At 68.1% G+C, this 20,392-nt stretch carries 21 protein-coding genes and 2 pseudogenes; 11 read left to right on the top strand and 12 right to left on the bottom strand.

Going from position 1 to position 20,392, the window contains the following annotated elements:
• Positions 1-124 precede the first annotated feature (124 nt).
• Both ACRXBZ_RS38790 and ACRXBZ_RS38785 read right to left on the bottom strand, forming a co-directional pair.
• The gene (locus ACRXBZ_RS38790) at positions 125-1,183 is read right to left on the bottom strand and encodes a tyrosine-type recombinase/integrase (RefSeq protein ID WP_433883322.1); all 1,059 of its coding nucleotides are present in this window, start codon (positions 1,181-1,183) and stop codon (positions 125-127) included.
• 124 nt (positions 1,184-1,307) lie between these two features.
• Complete coding sequence (locus ACRXBZ_RS38785) at positions 1,308-1,598, bottom strand: ATP-binding protein (protein WP_433883321.1); 291 nt, start codon at positions 1,596-1,598, stop codon at positions 1,308-1,310.
• A gap of 49 nt (positions 1,599-1,647) precedes the next feature.
• Here ACRXBZ_RS38785 and ACRXBZ_RS38780 point away from each other — a divergent pair, with 49 nt between their 5' ends.
• The 5 genes and pseudogenes from ACRXBZ_RS38780 to ACRXBZ_RS38760 form a co-directional block, all read left to right on the top strand.
• Positions 1,648-2,838 carry a tyrosine-type recombinase/integrase gene (locus tag ACRXBZ_RS38780; protein WP_433883320.1) on the top strand — a complete coding sequence of 397 codons (1,191 nt, stop codon included), beginning with the start codon at positions 1,648-1,650 and terminating at the stop codon, positions 2,836-2,838.
• Positions 2,828-4,411 (top strand): site-specific integrase, encoded by a 1,584-nt coding sequence (locus tag ACRXBZ_RS38775; RefSeq protein ID WP_433883319.1) that lies wholly within the window; start codon positions 2,828-2,830, stop codon positions 4,409-4,411. Before ACRXBZ_RS38780 ends, ACRXBZ_RS38775 begins: the two co-directional genes overlap by 11 nt.
• A complete protein-coding gene (locus tag ACRXBZ_RS38770) occupies positions 4,339-4,530 on the top strand; it encodes a tyrosine-type recombinase/integrase (RefSeq protein ID WP_433883318.1) in 192 nt (63 codons plus the stop codon). Before ACRXBZ_RS38775 ends, ACRXBZ_RS38770 begins: the two co-directional genes overlap by 73 nt.
• 33 nt (positions 4,531-4,563) lie before the next feature.
• Positions 4,564-4,983: a hypothetical protein gene (locus tag ACRXBZ_RS38765; protein WP_433883317.1), complete on the top strand. Its 420-nt coding sequence runs from the start codon at positions 4,564-4,566 to the stop codon at positions 4,981-4,983.
• Positions 4,980-5,234 (top strand): annotated as a pseudogene (locus tag ACRXBZ_RS38760) (DUF6262 family protein); the annotation flags it as partial. The gene ACRXBZ_RS38765 and the pseudogene ACRXBZ_RS38760, both read left to right, overlap by 4 nt.
• On the opposite strand, the gene ACRXBZ_RS38755 reads toward ACRXBZ_RS38760, so the two are convergent.
• From ACRXBZ_RS38755 to ACRXBZ_RS38730, 6 genes are all read right to left on the bottom strand, one after another.
• The gene (locus ACRXBZ_RS38755) at positions 5,187-5,339 is read right to left on the bottom strand and encodes a hypothetical protein (RefSeq protein WP_433884179.1); all 153 of its coding nucleotides are present in this window, start codon (positions 5,337-5,339) and stop codon (positions 5,187-5,189) included. The pseudogene ACRXBZ_RS38760 and the gene ACRXBZ_RS38755 sit on opposite strands and share 48 nt — an antisense overlap.
• Before the next feature lie 62 nt (positions 5,340-5,401).
• Positions 5,402-6,616, bottom strand: coding sequence for a Mu transposase domain-containing protein (locus tag ACRXBZ_RS38750; RefSeq protein ID WP_433883316.1), 1,215 nt, complete (start codon positions 6,614-6,616; stop codon positions 5,402-5,404).
• Between the two features lie 189 nt (positions 6,617-6,805).
• A complete protein-coding gene (locus ACRXBZ_RS38745; protein ID WP_433883315.1) occupies positions 6,806-7,414 on the bottom strand; it encodes a hypothetical protein in 609 nt (202 codons plus the stop codon).
• A 379-nt stretch (positions 7,415-7,793) separates the two neighbouring features.
• The gene (gene dmpG / locus ACRXBZ_RS38740) at positions 7,794-8,807 is read right to left on the bottom strand and encodes a 4-hydroxy-2-oxovalerate aldolase (RefSeq protein ID WP_433883314.1); all 1,014 of its coding nucleotides are present in this window, start codon (positions 8,805-8,807) and stop codon (positions 7,794-7,796) included.
• On the bottom strand, positions 8,804-9,754 hold the full coding sequence (locus ACRXBZ_RS38735; RefSeq protein ID WP_433883313.1) for an acetaldehyde dehydrogenase (acetylating): 951 nt from the start codon (positions 9,752-9,754) through the stop codon (positions 8,804-8,806). The genes dmpG and ACRXBZ_RS38735 overlap by 4 nt, the downstream gene beginning before the upstream one ends.
• Positions 9,751-10,587 (bottom strand): 2-keto-4-pentenoate hydratase, encoded by an 837-nt coding sequence (locus ACRXBZ_RS38730; protein WP_433883312.1) that lies wholly within the window; start codon positions 10,585-10,587, stop codon positions 9,751-9,753. The genes ACRXBZ_RS38735 and ACRXBZ_RS38730 overlap by 4 nt, the downstream gene beginning before the upstream one ends.
• A gap of 133 nt (positions 10,588-10,720) precedes the next feature.
• Between ACRXBZ_RS38730 and ACRXBZ_RS38725 the strand changes: the two genes are divergently transcribed.
• A complete protein-coding gene (locus ACRXBZ_RS38725) occupies positions 10,721-11,443 on the top strand; it encodes an IclR family transcriptional regulator (RefSeq protein WP_433883311.1) in 723 nt (240 codons plus the stop codon).
• Between the two features lie 30 nt (positions 11,444-11,473).
• On the opposite strand, the gene ACRXBZ_RS38720 is transcribed toward ACRXBZ_RS38725, so the two are convergent.
• The gene (locus ACRXBZ_RS38720) at positions 11,474-12,232 is read right to left on the bottom strand and encodes an IclR family transcriptional regulator (protein WP_433883310.1); all 759 of its coding nucleotides are present in this window, start codon (positions 12,230-12,232) and stop codon (positions 11,474-11,476) included.
• Between the two features lie 113 nt (positions 12,233-12,345).
• Here ACRXBZ_RS38720 and ACRXBZ_RS38715 point away from each other — a divergent pair, with 113 nt between their 5' ends.
• From ACRXBZ_RS38715 to ACRXBZ_RS38695, 5 genes and pseudogenes are all read left to right on the top strand, one after another.
• Complete coding sequence (locus tag ACRXBZ_RS38715; RefSeq protein WP_433883309.1) at positions 12,346-12,516, top strand: hypothetical protein; 171 nt, start codon at positions 12,346-12,348, stop codon at positions 12,514-12,516.
• On the top strand, positions 12,513-13,304 hold the full coding sequence (locus ACRXBZ_RS38710) for a 2-keto-4-pentenoate hydratase (RefSeq protein WP_433883308.1): 792 nt from the start codon (positions 12,513-12,515) through the stop codon (positions 13,302-13,304). Before ACRXBZ_RS38715 ends, ACRXBZ_RS38710 begins: the two co-directional genes overlap by 4 nt.
• Before the next feature lie 136 nt (positions 13,305-13,440).
• Entirely contained in the window at positions 13,441-14,370 is a 930-nt protein-coding gene (locus ACRXBZ_RS38705) for a LysR substrate-binding domain-containing protein (protein WP_433883307.1), read from the top strand.
• 320 nt (positions 14,371-14,690) lie between these two features.
• A pseudogene (locus ACRXBZ_RS38700) lies at positions 14,691-15,137 on the top strand (IS110 family transposase); the annotation flags it as partial.
• 129 nt (positions 15,138-15,266) lie between these two features.
• Positions 15,267-15,971, top strand: coding sequence for a hypothetical protein (locus ACRXBZ_RS38695; RefSeq protein ID WP_433883306.1), 705 nt, complete (start codon positions 15,267-15,269; stop codon positions 15,969-15,971).
• 54 nt (positions 15,972-16,025) lie between these two features.
• Here ACRXBZ_RS38695 and ACRXBZ_RS38690 read toward each other — a convergent pair whose 3' ends face one another.
• Genes ACRXBZ_RS38690 through ACRXBZ_RS38680 form a run of 3 tightly spaced genes read right to left on the bottom strand, consistent with a single transcriptional unit; the run spans position 16,026 to position 20,271 of the window.
• Positions 16,026-16,607: a hypothetical protein gene (locus ACRXBZ_RS38690; protein ID WP_433882206.1), complete on the bottom strand. Its 582-nt coding sequence runs from the start codon at positions 16,605-16,607 to the stop codon at positions 16,026-16,028.
• Entirely contained in the window at positions 16,604-19,093 is a 2,490-nt protein-coding gene (locus tag ACRXBZ_RS38685) for a tyrosine-type recombinase/integrase (RefSeq protein WP_433882207.1), read from the bottom strand. The genes ACRXBZ_RS38690 and ACRXBZ_RS38685 overlap by 4 nt, the downstream gene beginning before the upstream one ends.
• The gene (locus tag ACRXBZ_RS38680; RefSeq protein WP_433883305.1) at positions 19,090-20,271 is read right to left on the bottom strand and encodes a tyrosine-type recombinase/integrase; all 1,182 of its coding nucleotides are present in this window, start codon (positions 20,269-20,271) and stop codon (positions 19,090-19,092) included. Before ACRXBZ_RS38680 ends, ACRXBZ_RS38685 begins: the two co-directional genes overlap by 4 nt.
• Positions 20,272-20,392: the final 121 nt, after the last annotated feature.

The following is a 20,392-nucleotide window of genomic DNA, read 5'->3' as shown; positions in this document are numbered from 1 at the left end:
GCCACCCCTGTGACGAGAAGAAACTCAAGATCACGAGCGGCCACGCTAGAAACACCACACGGCCCGGCGCAACACCCAAACACCCAGGCCGCCAGCCCGTTCAGGGCCAATCGCAACACGGGAACTAAGCGGAGACAATGTGCCGCAGTCGGTGCGGTCCCACCCTGGGCAGGCCGGCTCGCAGGCAGGCCCGCTCGACGACATCGCCGACCAGGTCCGCCCGGATCGGTCCGCGTGGGGCGCGGCAGGTCAGGAACAGATGGCGGGCCTGCTGGCGGGGCCGGTCACCAGAAAGGTAGGCGACCAGCGCGTCACCGACCTCGGCTGGCAGCGGAAGGCGGTCTTCACGACGGCCTTTGCCGCGCACGACGATTTCCCCGGCTCGCCAGTCCACGTCACCCAACTCCAGTCTGGCCACCTCGATCGAGCGCAGGCCCAGCCGCGCCACCACCGTCAAGATCGCGTAGTCGCGGACGCCGACGGCGGTGTCACGCGGGCAGTGATCCAGCAGTAGCTGGACGTCGGCAGCGGTCATGGTCGGCGGCACTGCGGCCAAGCGCCAGCCGCCGACCGGGGGCACCGCCGACCCGAGCCGAAGAGGTATGGCACCGCGCAGGTGGAGGAATCGCATCAGTGCCCGCAGTTCCGCCACGCGTCCTTTGGCTGACCCGGCCGAGACTCGTTCGCATTCCCGCAGCAGGAAGGCATTCAGATCCGCCCCGCTCAGCCGCGCCGGGGTGAGGTCCCCGCCGGTCATCGCCTGCTCGGTCAGGAAACGGCGGGCGGTGTTCTCATAGCGCAGCACCGTCGGCGTCGCCAGGCCACGTTCCTTCTCCATCCAGGACCGGAATTGTTCGAGCAAGGTCGTTATTGGAGTCGGCGCGGATTGCGGCTGGGCGACCACTCCGGTCTCGCGAAGAAAGGCCAGCAAAGGTGCCATCCCGCGTATTCCGGGGACGCGGCGCCGGGTACCACGCCGGACGGCCAGAAAGTCCTCAAGCCGCTCCTCGCTGAGCTCATCGACCCGCAACCCCGCTCGTGCCAGCCACAGCCCGACCTGCCCTAGATCCTTGAGCATGTTCCTGGTGGTCTGCGGCGTATATCCGTGCTGCGCCAACCAGGTCCGATAATCTTCAACCTGCGGCGCGAGCAGACCGGCCTTCCTCCGTGGCGTTCCTCGCATGACCTCGCCTCCGTCCCGGAGCACCATGCCCCGACACCGAGAGCGTCAACCGACCAGCGGAACTATGTCGATCAACCAGGACCAAACGAGCCAAATAAACCCACCGCAAGAAGGGATTCCGTGGTCAACGCCAGGATTTGTCGTCATAGTCGCGGGTTCGGCATAGATCGATGACGATGAGGTCGCAGCCGCAGATCTTGCTGATGGCGCGCGCTATGGTGCCGTCGACTTTGGCTTTGCCGACCGCGGTGGTCAGGGTTTCCAGGGTGAACCACGCGACGCGCATGTCGTTTTCGATGGCCGCGTGTGCCAGGGCCTCGACGAAGTGGCTCTTGCCCGTGCCGGAAGTTATCCACGGGTGCTGACGCGCTCTCATCAACGTCGTCAACGAGCAGGGTTGATCACCTTCTGTCATCGTTGTTGCCTGGTTATCAGGGGGAATGCAACAACGAGAAGGAACGGGCATGGCGTGTGGTCTTGCGGTGCGACCGGCTGGTGGGAGTCGCACGTGGACGGTGATCGATGCGTCGTATCGCACGGTCGGGCCGGTCGAGGAGTGGTTGGAGGCGCATCGGCACCTGTGGTCGCCGAACACGGTGCGCGGTTATGCCACGTCGCTGGCCCAGTGGTGGACGTTTCTGGAGCAGCGCGGCGAGGCCAACGGCTGGAGTGCGGTGGGGGTTCCGGCGGTGGCGGGGTTCCTGTCCTGGTTGCGCAACGGCCGCACCGTCGAGCACGCGATCGCCGCGCCAGTCGAGCCGCCGTCGGCCGAAACGTTGGAGGCGCGGCTGGCGGCGCTGATCTCTTTCTACCGATGGCAGCACGCGGTCCACGACGTGCCCGTCGCGGAGCGTCTGCTACGGGGTGCCCCGCGCCGTCGGCCGGCCCGGGGTCTTCTCGCTCACCTGGATGCTCGTGAAGCACCGAAGCCGTCCTCACTGGTGCGGGTGCGCCGGTCGTCGCGACGCCAGGACCGGCCGCCGGTGCTTCTGCCGGCGCAGATCCAGGCGATCCTGGATGGCTGTGCCATCGCGGACACCACGGCTGGGGACTGGGTGGGGAACCTGCGGGACCGGCTGCTGTTCTCTCTTCTTGCTGAGACTGGCTGCCGGTTGGGGGAGGTGTTGGGCATGTGGGTCAGTGATTTCGTGATGGGTCGCGGCGAAACCCCGTATGTCGAGGTGGTGCCGCGGGAGGACAACCCGAATGAGGCGCGGGTGAAGATGATGCGGCCCCGGCGGGTCTATGTCGGCGCCGACCTGGAGCGGCTGTTCGCCGACTACCTGACCCTGCTGGCCTGCCGCGCCAGCGAACTCGGGCTGCCGCTGGCCGTCGACAGTTCCTTGTTGGTGAACCTGTCCCGGCCGCCGCTGCTGGCACCGTTGCGGGAGGGCACGGTCCGGGACAAGGTGAACGCCTTGCGGCGCAAGGGAATCGGCCCGGACGGCTGGTCACCGCATTGGTTCCGGCACTCGCACGCCACCGCGCTGCTGCCGGCTGGGACACCGGAGTGGGTGGTCGCTCGCCGACTCTGCCACGTCCACGTTCAGACCACATTGGACCTCTATGGCTGGGTCCGGGAGGACGAAGCGTTGCGGGCCGCTGCGAACTGGAAGACCTACATCTCGGCCTGGCAGGTGGACGATGGCCGGTGACCGCCCCCGCCAGCTGCGTCTGACCGGTGACGAGGACCCTGTCTGGCGGCTTTGGCGGGCCCTGCCGGAGTTCTGGCGTGGCCCGGTGATCGGTCCCGGCATCCAGGGCTGGGAGAACATCACCGAGAACATCGACTACAAACTTAACCTGACGGGGCTGCCTGAGCTCATTCAGGCCGAGATGGCCTGGATGGCGCACTGGCAAGCCACCGACGGCACTCGCGCCTCGGTGCTGGCGCTGAGCCAGCTGGCCAACGTCTTGCGCCGAGCCATCCGCGACGATCACCTGTTCCCGCCCTCGATCCGGCAGATGGATTGGGAGACCGCTTCGGCGCTGCAGACTTGGTTTTACACCACCCGCTGGGGACGGTTCCCGTCCAAAGGGGTGCGGGCGCGGCTGCGGGTGGTCTTCGGGTTCGCGCGGACTGCGCTGATCGCGGCCTGCCATGACGGGTACTGGTGGGAGCTGGACTACTGGCATCCCCGCTGCGATCCCCGGATCCCGCTGTCCGAACGCGAGCCGATGGCGCACTATGGCTGTTCCCCGACGCTGATCACCCACCGCTGGCTGCGCGAAGCGGTCAAGTGGTGCCTGGGCACGATGCTGGAGGCCGGCACGTTGCGCTGGACCACGGTCAGCCAGGAACGGCTGCGCTGCCTGCACCGCTTCGACCGGTGGCTGCAGGTCGCCTTCGACAACCCACTGGATGTCCTGGGCGACCCGGCCGCGGCCGCGGGTCAGGCGGCGGCGTTTCGCCGGTGGGACGCCGACCCTGCCAATCGCAGCGACCACACCAAGCAGCGCCGGATAGTGGCCAAGGTCGCGGCCCGGCAGCTCAACGACGACGTGCGGGCGGTCGGCGAACTGTTCGAGTTCATGGCCGCCAACTCCGGCGAAGCCCGCCGCGTCCTGGGGAGCCTGGCCGAACCCTGGGTGCGGGTCACCGCCACTCACGCGGCCAGTTGGTTCCGGCAGGTCTCCCGGATCCCGCATGAACGCCTGCTCGACGATGAGCACTACGTCGACGACCAGGCGCTGGGCCAGATCACCGCCGCGCTCCCGCTGCTCGGCCTGTCCAAAGACCGGCAGATGCCCATCATCCGCAGCGACGGCGAGACGGTCACGGCCACCGGCATGAACGACCCGCAGGCCATGCGCATGATCCTGCTGCAGATCCTCACCGCCCGCCGCTCCAGTGAGATCCGTCTCTGCGACTTCGACTGCCTGTCCGCACCACTGATCGCGCCGTCGAGGCCGCCGAGGGCGAGGAGATCGCCCGTTCCCGCTACGCCCAAAGCAAAATCGACATCGCACCCGACACCATCCTCGTCGACGCCGAAGTCGTGGCGATCATCGAAGAACAGCAGCGCTGGGTCCGCCAACGGCTCCCCGATGTCCGGCCGACGCAGTTGTTCGTCCAGTTGCTGGGCAACCGGTCCGGCGTCAAGCCCTACCCATCGGGGACCTACAACTGGCGGCTGCGCGAGTTCAGCGATCTGGTGCGGATCACCGACGGCAAGGGACGCCTCGTCCAACTCAGCCATACCCACCGGTTCCGGCACACCAAGCTGACCCGTCTGGCCGAGCTCGGCCTGCCCATCCACGTCCTGCAGCGCTATGCCGGGCACGCCACCCCGTCCATGTCGATGCACTACATCGCGCACCGCGAGGAACACGCCGGGCAGGCGTAGGCCACCCGCAAACTCAAAGCCGACGGCACCACCGTGGTGTTCTCCCGCGACGACCACGACCGGCTGCACCTGTTCGACCGCGCCGACCGCTTCCTGCCGCACGGCTGGTGCCTACTGCCACCGCTCCAGAGCTGTGACAAGAGAAACGCTTGCCTGACCTGCGCGGTCTTCGTCACCGACAACACGCACGCCCAGACCCTGGCCCAGCAACTGGAGGAAACCGAGGCATTGATCCAACGAACCACCGCCGCCTGCCTCGAGCGGCACGGCCGGCCCATGCCCGACGACAACGTCTGGCTCGCCCAACGCCAGGCCGAGCGGGAAGCGCTCCAGCGCCTGCTGGCGGCGCTCAACGACAAACCCGGCCGGGCCTGTCAAGGCGCCGGCTGTCCCACCACGCCCACCACCGGTCCCGTCCCCATCACCCTGCAGCGTCCAGGAACCCCACGGTGAGCAACAGGCGCACCGAACGAATCGCGGTGCTGACCTCTGCGGCCAAGGCCAAGTCTCAGGCCAAGACCACCGCCGCCGAGCAGGCCATCCGCGACCTGATCAAACGTGGCGAGCCGATCACGTTCCAAGCCGTCGCCCGCGCCGCCGATGTCTCTCACGCGTTTCTCTACAACCATCCCCAGCTCCGCAGCCGCATCGAGCACCTACGCGCCCGCCACCGGCCCCAACCGCAACCTTCCGACACCAGCGACACCGACAACAACCTGCTGCTCGCCCTCACCACCCAGATCGAACGCCTCAAGAAACAGCACCGCGCCGAAGTCCAAGCGCTCCGCGACGCCCTGGAACAAGCCCACGGCGAAACCTCGACCTGCGCCGCGAGCTCACCCGACGAGGCTGGCAACCCACCAACGATCTATCAATCGCAACAACAACCTGACCTGCGCAGACACCGCAATTTAAAGATCGAACCGCAGATAACTTCCGGTCCGAGCAGGCAGGCTCCGTCGGGGCCGTCGAGGAACCGCAGGCTGGTCAGCTCGGTCCAGAGGGCACGGTCGTAGCGCACTGTCGCGGTCTCGTCCCAGGTTTCCAGCCGCATGCCGGGGTCGAGCCCGGCTTTGCGGGCCCGTAGCTGCGCGGATTGGGTGTCTCGGCGGGTGGCCTCGTCGGCCAGCACGAGCTCGAGGAACGCCGCGTGGGTGAGGTGCTGCTGTTTGGCCAGCACGATCCGCTCGCGCAGCGTGTCGAGCATTTTGGCGAGCTTGAGCTGCCGCAGCACCTGCTTGAGCTCGGGCGAGACCGGATCGGTCACCACCGTGGTACTCATGATTGGGCCCCCGCTCCGCCGTCGATGACCTTCATCCAGTACGGCTTGACGCGCCGGAACTCCTGCGGGTCGCGGGCGAAGCGGGCCGGGACGGCGGCCCGCGCGGCCCGGGGCGCGGGTTGCGGGGTGTTCTCCGTCGCGCGCTCGAGCATCGAGGCGATCTTGGACACGGACACCACATCGAACTCCAGCGCCCGGCCGCAGGCGGTGTCGGTCGAGCCGCTGCCGTAGCGTTTGGCCAGGCCGAGCAGCCGGTAGACCTGCCGCATCCGGGTCCATCCAGGGCAGCTTGTCATCCAGCAGCCGGTCGGCGTAGATGCCCACGTTGTCCCCGTGCGCGGCGGCCGCGCGGATCAGCCGCTGCAGGTCCCGCATCGCGTATCCGGCCTTGTCCGCGGGGAGATCGTCCGGGTCGGTGCTGCGGCCGCCCGGCCGCTGCCGGGGGTGGGTCTTGATCAACTGACCGTGACAGAACAGCTTGACCAGCTCGGCGTCCGCCCGAACCTGCACCCGCTGGCCGAGGTAGGCCTTCGGGGCCGAATACAGCGCCTTACCGACCTGCACGTGGTAGTCGCGGTGCACGGTCACCTCCACATAGAGCGGCACCTCATACGGGGCCTGCGGTTCGGGCAGCAGCGCGGCGGCCTCGTGGGCGGCGAACACCTCGACCGGGCGGGCCTGGATCGTGCCGTGGACCCGCTGACCGGCCTTGTCCCGGCACCAGGTCTCGGCGCGGGCCTGCGCGTCGGCCAGGTCGAGGAACTCCTCGCCGGCGAAGAAGTTGCCGCGCACGTACTGCACCACCCCTCTACCCGCGGCTTGTCCTGCGGCGAGCGGACCCGGGCCGGGTCCGTGGCGAAGCCCCTGGCCTGCGCATACTCCAACCAGCCCACGGTGAACCGCGGGTTGAGTGCATCCGCCTTGGTCACGATCGCCGAGGCATTGTCCGGGATCAGGATGGCGAAGACTCCACCGAAGGACCGCCACGCCGCCTCACACCCAGCGATGATCGCCTCCAGGGTCTGGGTGAAGGTCAGCCACACGAACATGTGTCGGGAGAACACCGCAGTGAAGATCAGCGCGTGCACCACCCGCCGCCGACCCGCCGAGGGATCGTAGAGCAGGCCCATCCGGGCGGTCGATCTGGCACTCCTCGCCGGGCGTGCCGTCGGCCACCCGCACCGTCTCCCGCGCGGCGCGGCCGCGATAGTCGGTGCGTTCCAGGCAGAACCGGTGCAACGTCCGATACGGCACCCGCACCCCCTGCCGGACCAGCAGCTCCTCGATCTTGACCACGGTCAGGCCCTGGCCGACCCACGCCGCGATCCGGTCGCGCTGCGCCTCCAACGCCTCCCACGCCGAGCCATGTCCGGTCGGGCGCGCCGGGCGCACCGCCGCCACCACCTGACCGAGCAGCTCATCGGTCAGCTGCCCCTCGCCGGCCTCGCGGACCAGGCCCGCCGCCACGGCCGCCTCCATGTAGCGGCGGGCGGTCTTACGATCCACCCCCGCCTGCTCGGCTACCCTCCGCAGCCCCTTCCCGGCCAGCCAGGCACGCAAGATCTCCCGCGCCTCGATCACATCAACCTCCCGGTACGCCATCCCACTGGACCTCCAAGCCGATCAACTTGACTCGATCCAATGTGGACACTCACGAGATCTCCCGGAACGACACGCCAGGTGGTCCCATTAGTGGCAACCAGGTGGCCCCATGACCCACCGTGGCAAGAAACCCCATCGGGTGGTCCCTAGCTCGTGGCAGCTGACAAGCCGCAGGCATCGCCCTGGCCCTCAGCGCGGCCACCGACAACCACGCCTTCAACACCACATCCGGATGGGACCGATGCCTGCTCATCAACTAGCCACCACGGCCATCAGAGCCGGCGTACCTGCAGATGCCCTGACCGCTGCCGAATGCCTGCAGGCGCAACAGGGTGGGGGCTCGCAGCAGCATCCGGCCGCCACTGGCCGCCCGCGGGGATCACGTTTCGGCGCGGGCCGCGAGGTCGAGCGCGATATCGGTGATCATGTCCTCCTGTCCGCCGACCATGCCGCGCCGGCCGACTTCCACGAGAATCGCGCGTGTATCCAGGCCGTAGCGTGTGGCGGCGGCCTCGGCGTGACGGAGGAAGCTCGAGTAGACGCCAGCGTAGCCAAGGCTGAGGGTTTCCCGGTCCACGCGGACCTCGCGGTCCTGCAATGGGCGCACGAGGTCATCTGCGGCGTCCATCAGGGGGAACAGGTCGCAGCCGTGTTCCAGGCCCATGAGGTCGGCCACCGCGACGAAGGCTTCCAGGGGGCAGTTGCCGGCACCGGCGCCCTGCCCGGCCAAGGAGGCGTCCACGCGGATTGCGCCGTTCTCCACCGCGACCACGCTGTTGGCCACGCCGAGTGCGAGGTTGTGATGGGCGTGGATACCGATCTCGGTGCCAGGCTCGAGGACGTCGCGATAGGCGCGGATGCGGTCCCGTACCCCGTCCATGGTCAGCCGACCACCGGAGTCCGTGACATAGACGCAGCGGGCACCGTAGGATTCCATGAGTTTGGCCTGGCCGGCCAGTTCGGCCGGCTGCGCCATGTGCGCCATCATCAGGAACCCGGCGACGTCCATGCCCATCTCGCGCGCGGCCTGGATGTGCTGTGCGGCGATGTCGGCTTCGGTGCAGTGGGTGGCGATGCGCACCGAGCGGATACCGAGGGAGTGAGCCTGGCGCAGGTCGCCGAGTGTGCCGATGCCGGGCAACAGCAGCGTGGTGGGCACCGCTCGATCCGTCGCGTCGCAGACCGCTTCGATCCAGTCCCAGTCCGTGTGCGCCCCGATCCCGTACGTGATGCTCGAACCGGACAACCCGTCCCCGTGCGCGATCTCGATTGCGGCCACACCAGCGGAATCCAGAGCGGCAGCGATCGCGCGGGTCTGTTCGAGGGTGTAGCGGTGGCGGACGGCGTGCATTCCGTCCCGCAAGGTCACGTCCTGGATGTACAACCTGCTCATCGAGTGGTCTCCTTTCCACGCCGGTGAACCGCGATGCGTTCGGCCGTGCGCAGCGCCGCGGAGGTCATGATGTCGAGATTTCCGGCGTAGGCGGGCAGGTAGTGAGCCGCTCCTTCTACTTCGAGGAAGACCGACACCTTCACCGGATCCCGCGCGCCCTCCGTCGTTAACACGGCACCGAGCGGGTCGTCGGCGGCGATGGCCTCGAACTGCACCTTCTGCTTGAGCCGGTAGCCGGGAACGTAGGCCTGGACCCGGCCCACCATCGCCTCGACGGACGCCGTGATCGCCTCGGTATCGGCACCAGAGACCAGGCAGTGCACCGTATCGCGCATGATCAGAGGGGGTTCGGCGGGGTTGAGAACGATGATCGCCTTGCCGCGTGCGGCGCCGCCGACCTTCTCGATCGCTGCGGCGGTCGTCTCGGTGAACTCGTCGATGTTCGCGCGGGTACCGGGCCCTGCCGACCGCGCGGACATCGACGCGATGATCTCGCCATAGTGCACGGGAGCGACCGCGGCGACGGCGGCGACGATCGGGATGGTCGCCTGGCCGCCGCAGGTCACCATGTTCACGTTGGGGGCGCCGAGGTGCTCATCCAGGTTGACCGGCGGCACGACATACGGCCCGATCGCCGCGGGCGTCAGGTCGATGACCGTTCGCCCAAGGCCGCGTAGCACCTCGTCATGGCGCTGGTGCGCGCCGGCCGAGGTTGCGTCGAAGACGTACTCGACCTCGGCGAACTCGTCCAGCCGCACCAGACCGTCGATGCCCTCGTGTGTCGTGGCCACCTTCAGCCGACGAGCCCGGGCCAGGCCGTCGGAGTCCGGATCGATGCCGGCCATCGCGGCGATCTCCAACTGATCGGACAAACGGATCATTTTGATCATCAGATCGGTGCCGATGTTGCCTGATCCCACGACGGCCACCTTCGTGCGAGCACTCACGCGCGCTCTCCTTCCGTGCCGAAACGAATCCGCGCCGTCCCCAGGCCCGAGATTTCTGTAGCGAACACATCGCCCGCCTCGGCGGTGACCATCGGCCCCAGCGCACCGGTCAGGACGATGTCGCCAGCACGCAGCGGATCCCCCATCCGGGCCAGTGTCGAGGCCAGCCACACGGACGCGTTGAGAGGTCCACCCAGGCAGTCGGCGCCGCTGCCTGCTGACACCGGCTCGTCGTTGCGCGACAACGTCATCCGAACCGAACTCAGATCCACCTGGCCCGGCGTTACCCGTTCCTCGCCGAGTACGAACAGGCCCGAGGAGGCGTTGTCCGCGATGGTGTCGACGATCGAAATGTCCCAGCCGTCGATCCGGCTGTCCACGATCTCCAACGCGGGCACGGCGAATTCGGTGGCCGCCACCACGTCCTCCACCGTGCACCCAGGATCCGGCAGATCGGCGCGGAGGACGAGCGCGACCTCGGCCTCCACCCGTGGCTGCAGCAACCGTCCGGCCGGCACGAGGCCGGCGTGCGGCACGGCCATGTGGGACAGCAGCGCCCCGAAGTCAGGCTGGTCGACCCCGAGCTGCCGCTGCACCGCCAGCGAGGTCAGGCCGATCTTGCGGCCCACCAGCCGGTGGCCTGCGGCCACGGCCCGCTCGGTGGTCAGCCGCTGCACGGCATACGCCGCCTCGATGTCGCCGTCGGCGAACAGTTCACGGACGGGCGGACATGGCTGCCCTGAGTTGGTGGCGGCCAGCAGCAGATCCGCGGCCCGGTGCACGGCTGTGGAGACCGCACCAGTCGTGGCCTCCTCGTGGCGAGGTGACGGCATGCGAAGACCTCCGGTCTTGTTGTTCGAGCCATCGCGCCGAAAGCGCGTGCTCGGCAGCGTGCCCTTGGTATAGGTCAATGCCTACGGATGTGCCAAAATATGTTCCATGTCACGGAACAATAATGAGGGCAACATGCTCGACAAGGCGGCTAAGATTCTCGATTCCTTCCGGCCAGACCGCGATGCGTACCGTCTCACGGAACTCACGGCTCGAACAGGTCTGACGAAAACCACGACCTTCCGCCTCGCCAGCGAGCTCGTGAGGCTGGGATTCCTCGAGCGCACCGGCGAGTGTTACCGCCTCGGCGGCAAGCTGTTCGAACTCGGCTCCCTCGTCCCTCGTCGGCAGGACCTCCGGGAAACCGCGCTGCCCTTCCTGCAGGATCTATTCGAAAGCACTCGGCAGACCGTCCATTTCGGTGTCCGCGACGGCGATGAGATCGTCTACCTCGAACGGATCCATGGCCACGACGCGCTGTCACTGCCGTCCCGGATCGGCGGGCGCCTGCCGTTGACCTGCACCGCCATCGGCAAAGCCCTGCTGGCTTTCTCCGACGCCGGCGTCGCTGAGGAACTTCTCGCCCAGCCATTACCGCAGCGGACCCCGTTCTCCCTCACCGACCCCGTACGCCTGCGCGCCGCCCTCGAACAAACCCGGGTGTCCGGGTTGGCGTACGAAGAGCAGGAGGCAGCGCAAGGTGTAAGTTGCATCGCGGCCCCCGTGTTCGCCGGGTCCGTTGCCGTCGCGGCGCTCTCCGTTGCCGTCCCCCGTGAACAGTTCCGGCCCGCCCACCTCGCACCCGCGGTGCGGACCGCGGCTCTGGGCCTGTCCCGAGTCCTGCGCGCGGAGAGCTGAGCCGCACCGCTGCAGTCCGAACCGTGACACTCACCGCAGCTCGGCCCACGCCGCCCCGCCGAGCCCCGGCATCCACGCGGCCTGCCGGCCGAGCGCGATCGCCGCGGTTCTAACGGCGGGCCCGAGCGCGGCGACGTCCGCCTCACCAAGCCGGGCGCTGACCGAAAGAGCCGCTATCGGTTTGCCCGCGCGGTACCTGATCGGAGCCGCGACGCACACCACGCCGGGGCCCGATTCCTCTGTCTCGTAGGCGATCCCGGACTCCCGGATGGCAGCCAGTTCCTCCCGGAGCCGCGTCGGCCGGGTGATGGTGCCCGGGCCCAGCCGTGCGAGTCCTTCCGAGATCACATGGTCGACGACGGCGGGTTCCGCGAAGGCCAGCAATGCCTTCCCGACACCCGTCGCATGGGCGGGAAGCCTGCCGCCCACCCGTGAGCCCAGCGGCGGGGCTTCGCAGCTGCGGAGCTTGATCACGTAGACGACCTCGGTGCCGTCCAGCACGGCGAGGTGCACGGTGTGCCTCGTCGCGCTGCGCAGGTCGGACATGCTCGCCAGCGCGAGCCTGCGGAGCTCGTGCGGCCTCGCCGCCTGCTCGCCGAGTTCGAAGAAGCGCAGGCCGATTCGGACGCCGCGGCCGGTCGTCTCCAGGAATTTGTGCTCGACGAGCTCACGCAAGATGCGCGCCACCGTCGACGTGGCCAGGCCCGTCCTGCGGCTGATCTCCCTGACGCCGAGTCCCTCGTCCTCGGGACGGAAAGCCCCGAACACCAGCGAAACCCGCGCGATCATCGACTGCGGGGGGCGCGAAGTGTCCCGCTCACTGGCACACACGATAGGAAGATTGCAGGTCGCAGGGTCACGATGTCAACCAACTGCACCCTGTCATCAAGAGGAATTCCCTCGTGAGTTCACAGCTCAGCGGCAGCGCCATGCGGTGTTCGATGTCCGCTACCAGATCGGAGTCGACCCTGCTGCGGAGGAGCTTCGGCGGGCCCAAAGACATGATCATCGGCGTGGCGATCGCGCTGCGCGACGAACTCGGCTCGGCCGGGAAGGAAATGGTGAGCGCATGACGGACGCAAAGAACTGGGACGTCGACACCGCGGCGGACGTGCTGCTGGCAGCCGAGAAGCAGCGGCGGGATCGCGGCCCGATCACCGCCGAGTGGCCGGGCCTCGACCTCCCCACCGCCTACCAGGTGCAGCGACAGCTCATCGACAAGAAGATCGCCGCCGGTGAGACGGTCATCGGGGTCAAGCTCGGCCTCACCTCCCGGGCCAAGCAGGAACGCATGGGCATCGACTCCCCACTGACGGCGGTGCTCACCGACGGCTACCGGCTCGAGGCCGACGTGCCGCTCCGCCTCGATGAGTTCATCCACCCCCGCGTCGAACCCGAGATCGTGTTCGTCATGCGGAAGCGCCTCGAAGGCCCAGGGGTGACCGCGGCGACCGCTCTCGACGCCGTCGAGAGCGTGCATGCAGGGCTCGAGGTCATCGACTCCCGCTACATCGACTTCAAGTTCACCCTGGCCGACGTGGTCGCCGACAACGCGTCCTCCGCGCGCTTCGTCGTCAGCGCGACGGCCGTGTCGCCGAAAAGCTTGGACCTCGCGCTGGAGGCGTGCGCGCTCTCCATCAACGGGACCGTCATCGACACCGCCACCGGAGCTGCCGTCCAGGGGCATCCCGCCGAAGCCCTCGCACTGGCCGCCAACGACCTCGCCCAACGCGGTGAGGCCATCGAGCCCGGTCAGATCGTGCTCACTGGCGGGCTGACGGACGCCGTGTTCGTCCACCGGGGAGACCAGATCGGAGCCAAGTTCAGCACTCTCGGCTCGGTGTCCCTGACCGCGGTATGACGTACTGGATTCGGCGGAGCATGCCGTGAGTGATTTTGGGTGCCATAGCACCGAAAAACGCTCACGGCCCTGGTCCTGCACCGCGGTCATCTAGGGGGCTAGAGGTTAGGGTGGGTGGGTGAGGAGCCCGCGACTCTTGGACGGACGGTTGAAATTCCGTCATCTGGTGCTGCTCGACGCACTGGCCCGGCAGAGTAGCGTGGTCGGCGCCGCAGCCGAGCTGCACATCACTCAGCCGGTGGTTACCCGCAGCCTGCATGAGCTGGAGGACATCCTCGGCGTCCAGCTTTTCGAACGAGGGCCACGAGGAATCACACCGACGGTTTTCGGCGAAGCGTTCATAGACCACGCCCGGGCGATCATGGCGCAGGTCTCTGAGGCGGGAAGGCACATCGTCGAGCTGGCCGACGCCGCTCAGGGCACGGTCGTGGTCGGTACGCACCTGGCTGGCTCGAACGTGCTCCTGCCGCATGCGATCGCGATGCTCAAACGGCAGCGCCCGCGCCTTACTGTCGTCGTGCTGGAGGCAACTCCCGAGGCGCTGCTGGTGGAGCTGGAGGCGGGTCGAATTGACCTGATCGTCGGTCGGCTCACCGCGCCGTCCGACGATCGCCGGGAGCGGCGCAAGCTCTACGACGAGTCCATCGAGCTCGTCGTCCGCGCCACGCATCCGCTGGCTGGCCGAACCGACATCGAGGTGATGGCGTTAGCCGAGTACCCGTGGATCTTGCCCGGGAGGAATACGAGTCTGCGCGGCGAACTCGAAGAGTTCTTCGCCCGGCACGGCATCCCCCTGCCGGGAAATCGCGTCGAGACCACGTCGTTCCTCACCGTGCGGCAGCTATTGCTGGACACCGATGTCATCGCCGCGCTGCCGAGCCTGATCACCCGGGACGACAGCCGGATCACGCGGCTGGCCGTCCCGCTGGACCTCGTGGGCCACAGCGTCGGTTTGACGGTGTCAAAGACGCGCCGGCCGAACCCCGCCGCCGAGGCGTTGATCCACTGCCTGTCGGACACCGCTGCGACGATGGCAGGGATCAACGCTCCAGACCAGACCTCCTAGCTAGTCGCCCTGTCCCTTCGGGTGACGCCTCGCTGGCGTGAAAATTTGGTCGGGCGCGGCGGGCAGTTGGTTACGATCTGGGCACGGTTTGGTGGTTTCGGGTGTTGTCGTGTGTCGGGGTGTCTGTCGTTGTGGGTTGGGGGTGCCCGCTGATGCCGACATCTATCTGGGACTTGAGCCCGTTAGCTAGTCTGGCGCGGGCCGACCTGGAGGGTCACGCACTGTAGCTTCGAGCACGCCGGTCAGAATTTCGGTTCCCGACCGAGGCCCTGGGCATCCCCGCTTACCGTTTCGGTAAAGGGTCCTGAAGGAGAAGTGTTGTGGGCAGACAGGTCGAGGAGATTCCCGACGGCGACCACGAACGGGTCTTTGAGCGGGTGGCCGCGATTGATGTGGCCAAGGCGTCGGGCAAGGTGTGTGTTCGCCTGCCAGGCAAGTCCGGGACGGGTCGGCGGGTCAGCAAGGTATTCGACGTCAGGGCAACCATGGGCGCGGTCCTGGAGTTGGCGGAGGATCTGGCCGAGCTGCACGTGGAGAAGATCACCATCGAAAGCACGTCTGACTACTGGCGGATCTGGTACTACCTGCTGGAGGCACGTGGGTTGAATGTGCAGCTGGTCAACGCCCGGGAGGTCAAGAACGTGCCAGGCCGGCCGAAGACCGACAAGCTTGATGCGGTGTGGCTGGCCAAGCTGACCGAGAAAGGGCTGCTGCGTCCGTCGTTCGTGCCACCGGTCGAGATCCGTCAGCTACGGGATGTTGCCCGTTCTCTTGGGGTGGCCGGCCTGTTGTGTGGTGTCGCCCGATTCGGGTGATTGTGGTGGTTGTGTGGTGGTTCTCCTGGGGTGCGGTGCTCGTGGCTGGTAATCGTTCACGATTCCTGTCACGAGATCGGAGTGGGGAGAGTGCGGGCGTTCCTGGTGAGGCTGCCGTCCGGCGCGCGGTACTGGACGGTGCTGGATGAGGACCTGGTCGTGGTTGGCGAGGCGGACGTGTTCTTGCGGCATGTTCGGTTCGGCCGTGATGGCTCGGAGCTAACCACGAAGTCGTATGCCGGCGGGATCGCGTTGTTCCTGCGCTGGTGTGCCCGGACCGGGCGGCACTGGCATGCCGGGGTGGAGCATCTGGGACTGTTCATCACCTGGCTGCAGCACGCTGGCGCGCAGGCCAGCGGGGTTGATGCCGTCCCGGGTGGCGAGGTGGTCGTCGGGCCGGGGCGGGAGCCGGTGCGCGGCGCGCGGCGGGTGAATGCGGTGTTGTGTGCGGTGCGCGGTTTCGTGACGCATTCCGTGACCGTGGGGCTGGCCCCGGCGAGGCTGGTGCCGCTGTTGTATGAGGTGGCCGATGACCGGGACCTGCCCGAGTCCGCCCGCGGTGAGGACGACCGCATGACGTGGCGGATGCGGGCGCGGCATCGGTTGCGTGAGCCGGAAACGGTGGTGGATCGGGCCAGTGACGAGGAGATCGTCGCGCTGCTGCGGGCGTGCCGGTCGGCGCGGGACTGGCTGATCGTGTTGCTGATGGCTCGGGCGGGGTTGTTCTCCGCGGGTCCGCCCTGTGGTGGAGGTCGTTTCCTCGCGTTTGCGCAGCTCAGAGGCTGATGGTGATGATGTTATTGGTGCGACAGGTGTGGTGCAAGTGGCTGCTGGGGTTGTTCACCTGTTGGTGTTGGGGGCGTTGAGGCGGGTCATGAGTTCGCGGTTGGCGGCGCGGGCGGCTTCGAGGTCCTCGTCGCGTTCGGCGAGTTGCAGGCGTAGGTCGACGACCTGTTGTTCGAGGTGGGTGATCTGCTGGTGGAGGGCGTCGATGTCGGTTGGGGTGCCGAGTCCGGATTCGCGCCAGGCCTGCTCCCCGAGGGCCTCGGAGAGCCGCTTCTCGAGGTGTTGAACTCGTGTGTTGAGGCGGGCGGCGCGTTCGTGCGCGGCGAGCAGATCGGCTTGCAGCGAGGCCCGGGTGACCGCTGGCCCGGTGCCCTCGTCGGTGGCAGGTGGCTCGGCGTCGGCGGCGTGGATCTTCTCCAGCAGGTCACGGTGTCGGTAGAGAAAACTGCGATCGACGCCCGCGGCGCGGGCGATGGCGGATGCGCCGAGCTCGGAGCCCTCGGCGACGGCGCGGTCGAGGGCGGCCAGGACGCGTTGTCGACGACGTGCGGTGTCGGCGTGACGACCGTCGCGCATCGCTTGGGTTCTCCTGCTTGCCGGCATGGTGTTGACTGGCTGGCTCGTCGTGGCGGTCATGCGGTGGCCTCCGCGGTGGTAGCCGGCGCCGGGACTGCGGCGGTCCGGGCGGTGGGCATGCCGAGGGCAACGGCGTGCGCGGCGCGGTGACGGCGCACCACCGCGACCGCGTCGTGGATGCGGGCTTGCTCGGTCTGGTCCAGGTCGGCGAGGTCACCGTTGATGCGGTTGATCAGCTGCCGGATCCGGGTGATTTCCTCTTGCGTGGGGGTGGCGTCGAGGCGGGCCCACTCGTCGACCCCGTCGACGGTGGCGGCCAGCCGCTCACGGGTGTGCAGCAGGTCGTCGAGGTAGGCCTGTAGGTCGGGCAGGTGCGCAACCGTTGTCCGGAAGTGGGAACAGCCAACACATCGGAAGCGCACCGGGCAGGCTCCGCCCCCGGCCTGCACGTTGGATGGTTCGCTGCAGGTGCCGTAGGGCACGGCAACTTCCCCGATCGCGTAGCGAGCATGTTCAGAGTCCAAAAAGGACTGCGCGTCACGCCAGATCCGGTTGCCGTGCCGGTCGAAGCTGAGCGCGGTGACCGCGTCAACGGCGGCGCGGCGCCGATCTTCCCCGATGCGGTAGTAGCGCCGAGTCGCGCCCCAGTCCCGGTGATCAAGTAGCTCAGCCAGCACGTCGATCGGCACCCCTGCATCGGCATGGCGCTGGGCATAAGAATGCCGCCAGGCATATGGGGTGATCTTGGTCTTGTCGAACTCGGCGCCCTCGCGGGTGCGCAGCATCGGCAGCGCATCAACCCATTCGCGGTGGCGGTTGTCCAGCATGTCGATGCTGATCGCCTTGCGCCCGTCGGGATTACGGCGTGGTGAGGGCAGCAGTACCAGCCGGGCCGGTGGGATAGCGGGGAAGCGGGCCCGAACCCGGTCTTGCTGCTCGGTGATCACCGCGGCGGTGGCCTGGCTGATCGGCAGACGCCGGCCCAGCCGGTCGGCCTTGTGGTTGTCATAGACCAATACGGGGCCACCGTCCTTGTCGCGGTCCAGGCAGTCCAGCGGCAGGCCGAGGATGTCTTCGGGCCTGCGTCCGGTGTCGATACCGAGCTGGGCGGCAACCCTGACATCGACGGGCTCGAGGGTGGCGAGGTTGGCGCACAACGTGGCCATGATCTCCGGCGGCAGGTCCCGGCCGGGCTCACCGCGCTCGGGTTCGGCCGGGATGTCACTACGCCCGAGGGCGAAATCGCCGGGCAGCCCCGCCGCGGGCTGACCGGGCCGGGTCAGGCCCAGGGCGCGGATCCCGGCCAGGACCGCCCGCACGTCGCGGCAGAGGCAGTTCCGGCGGTAGCGGCTGATCTGATCGCTGGATTCCAGGTAGGCCAGCCGATTGAGGAATCCCTCGACGTCCCGGCGGCCCAGCGCGGCAGGATCGCCCCCACGGTCCGATCGGCAGCCGAGATACTCCGAGAGCAGCCCCAGCGCGTTGACCTTGCTGCGGACCCGGGCGGCGCCGCGGCCACGGTGGCGGGGCAGTTGCTCGGCCGCCCACCGCTTGACGGACCGGCGCAGCCACGGCTGCCCGATCCCGAGGAACGACAGGGTTCCGCGGTGACCGAAGATCGCCAAATCCCAGACATCCTTGCCCTGCTCGACACCGGGGTCAGCCAGCGCGCGACGAACATGCTGGGTCAGCGCGGTGAGCAACACCCGAACCGGCTTATCGCGGACAACCTCACCGTCCTCGATCGAGCCGACCTGTTGACGGCGCAGCGTGTCACAGAGCACCCGCAAACTCACCTGCGGGATCTGCGCCCCGCCACGGACACGCTGCTGGATGCCGAACAGCACCTCCACGGCCACCCGAACCGGCAGCGCTCGCAGGTTCACCTGCCCAGGCTCGGCCACACCCGATTCGATGGCCTGCCACTCCCGCTGATCCAGCTCGGGGTCGCTTCCCTGGGCCGCGCGCCAGCGCTGATAGTGGGTATTGCAGTAGCCGCACGCGCCGTCCGCCGCCCGGGTGCACGCCGCCACCTGGCACGGCCGCATCGGCGGGAAAGGTCGCACCCGCGGATCAGCCAGGAACTCCTCCAGCGACCTCCGCGGCCGCCGGACACGGAACTTCTTGGCGTGCGGTTCGCACAACACCGCATGCCGCATCGTCGGCACGCACTGGCATCCCGGCACCGCGCAACGCTCCGCCCGCGCAGGCTCTCCCGGCAGCTGCGCAGCAGCAGCGATCTCCTCGGCGCTCATCCCCAGCCCGGTCAACCGGGTGGAACAGCGGTGACACACCACGCGGAACCTGCTGTGGGCGGTGCCCTCACACCCCTGCGCCCGGCAGACCCGCCTACCCAGCAGCCGATGCTCCGCGGGTGGAGACAACACCCGCATCGCCGGGTCCCACCCCGCCTCATCCAGGAAGTCGCGCTCCACCATCGAGGCCAGGCGCGCCGCCGGGCCGTCCAACTTGACCCCACCCAACACGTGCGGGAACTCACGCGCATCCTCGGCGACCGCGACGGCGCGCGCCACGACGGTGCTCACCGACCCACCTCCGCCTGCTCGCGCGGGCTGGGCACCGCGTCCACCGCAGCCCGCAGGCGGGACGGGTCAGGATGCACGTACACACTCGACGAGGAGACCGCAGCGTGCCCCAACACGTCGGCGACCACATCGATCCCGGCGCCGGCATCCGCGAAATTGCTGCCGGCGGCATGCCGCAACTGGTGCGCGCGGACCGGCCCGTCGAGCCCCGCCCGGCGAGAGGCCGCCGCCATCAGCTCCCCGACCGCGTCCGGACGCATCGGCGCGCCGAGCCGGCCACGGAACAGATTGACAAACACATGGTCACTGTTCCTGGCCTGCGGCACCCTCATGCGTTCGAACTCGTAGGTGTCGAATGCCTGCACGACAAGGAAATCCAGCGGCACCGCCCGCTGACGGCGGGACTTCGCCCACGCCCCGTTCGGATTGTCCTCCCTGCGCACCACGTGCAGATGCGACCGAGACACCTCGCACCCCAGTGCACGCGAATCCATCAGCAAGTGGACATCGCTGCGGCGCAGCCCGCACACCTCCCCACGGCGCAGCCCTGCCCGAGCCATCAACAACACGATCAGCCGGTCCCGCGCCGAGCGGCACGCCCGCAACAGCGCGACAATCTCGGCGTCACTGACCCGATCGATCGTGGTTTCCGGCTCCCGCAACCGATGCCGCGCTCGCAGCCGCCACGCCATCCGCCCCTCCGCATCCCGAGCGGCCTCCGGCAGATCACGGTCGTCGGCCACCTCATAGAGCAGCGACACCAAACCAGCCGAGGCCTGCCCGGCGGCGACCGCGTGCACCACCAAGCCCCGCACCGCGGTCAGGATCGCGTTGATCCGTGACGGGGACCGCGCCAGCGCGGCGCCAGGACCCGCGAACACCACCCCACCGCTACCGGAGGCCTCAGCGCTCGAGGTGTCCGGCCCGGCATGAGCCAGCCAGGTAATGAACAACGCCATGTGTTCGATACCGGCCTGCCAGGACCGCCCCGTGCGGGCACACCACCGCAGGAACAACGCGATCGCATGCGCATACGCCTTCGTCGTGGACTCCGCCCCGTCGCGACCGAACCGCTGCTGCCGCAGAAAGTCATCGGCGACGGCCACCACCTGCAGATCCTCATCCAGTACCGTCCAATACTGCTGGCCGGACGGCAACCTCACCCGGAATGCCCGCATGCGTTTCTCACTCTCAAGTGGACAGTGTCGTGAACGACTACCAGCCACGAGCACCACACCCACGGAGAACCGCCGCACCACCAGCAAGATCACCCGGTTCAGGCGACATCATGCAACAGGG

Origin of the sequence: Saccharopolyspora hattusasensis (assembly GCF_050972075.1) — a bacterium.
GTDB classification, from domain to species: domain Bacteria; phylum Actinomycetota; class Actinomycetes; order Mycobacteriales; family Pseudonocardiaceae; genus Saccharopolyspora; species Saccharopolyspora hattusasensis.
The sequence above is the reverse complement of the archived record's forward strand: the minus strand, read 5'-3'. Positions and strand labels throughout refer to the sequence as shown.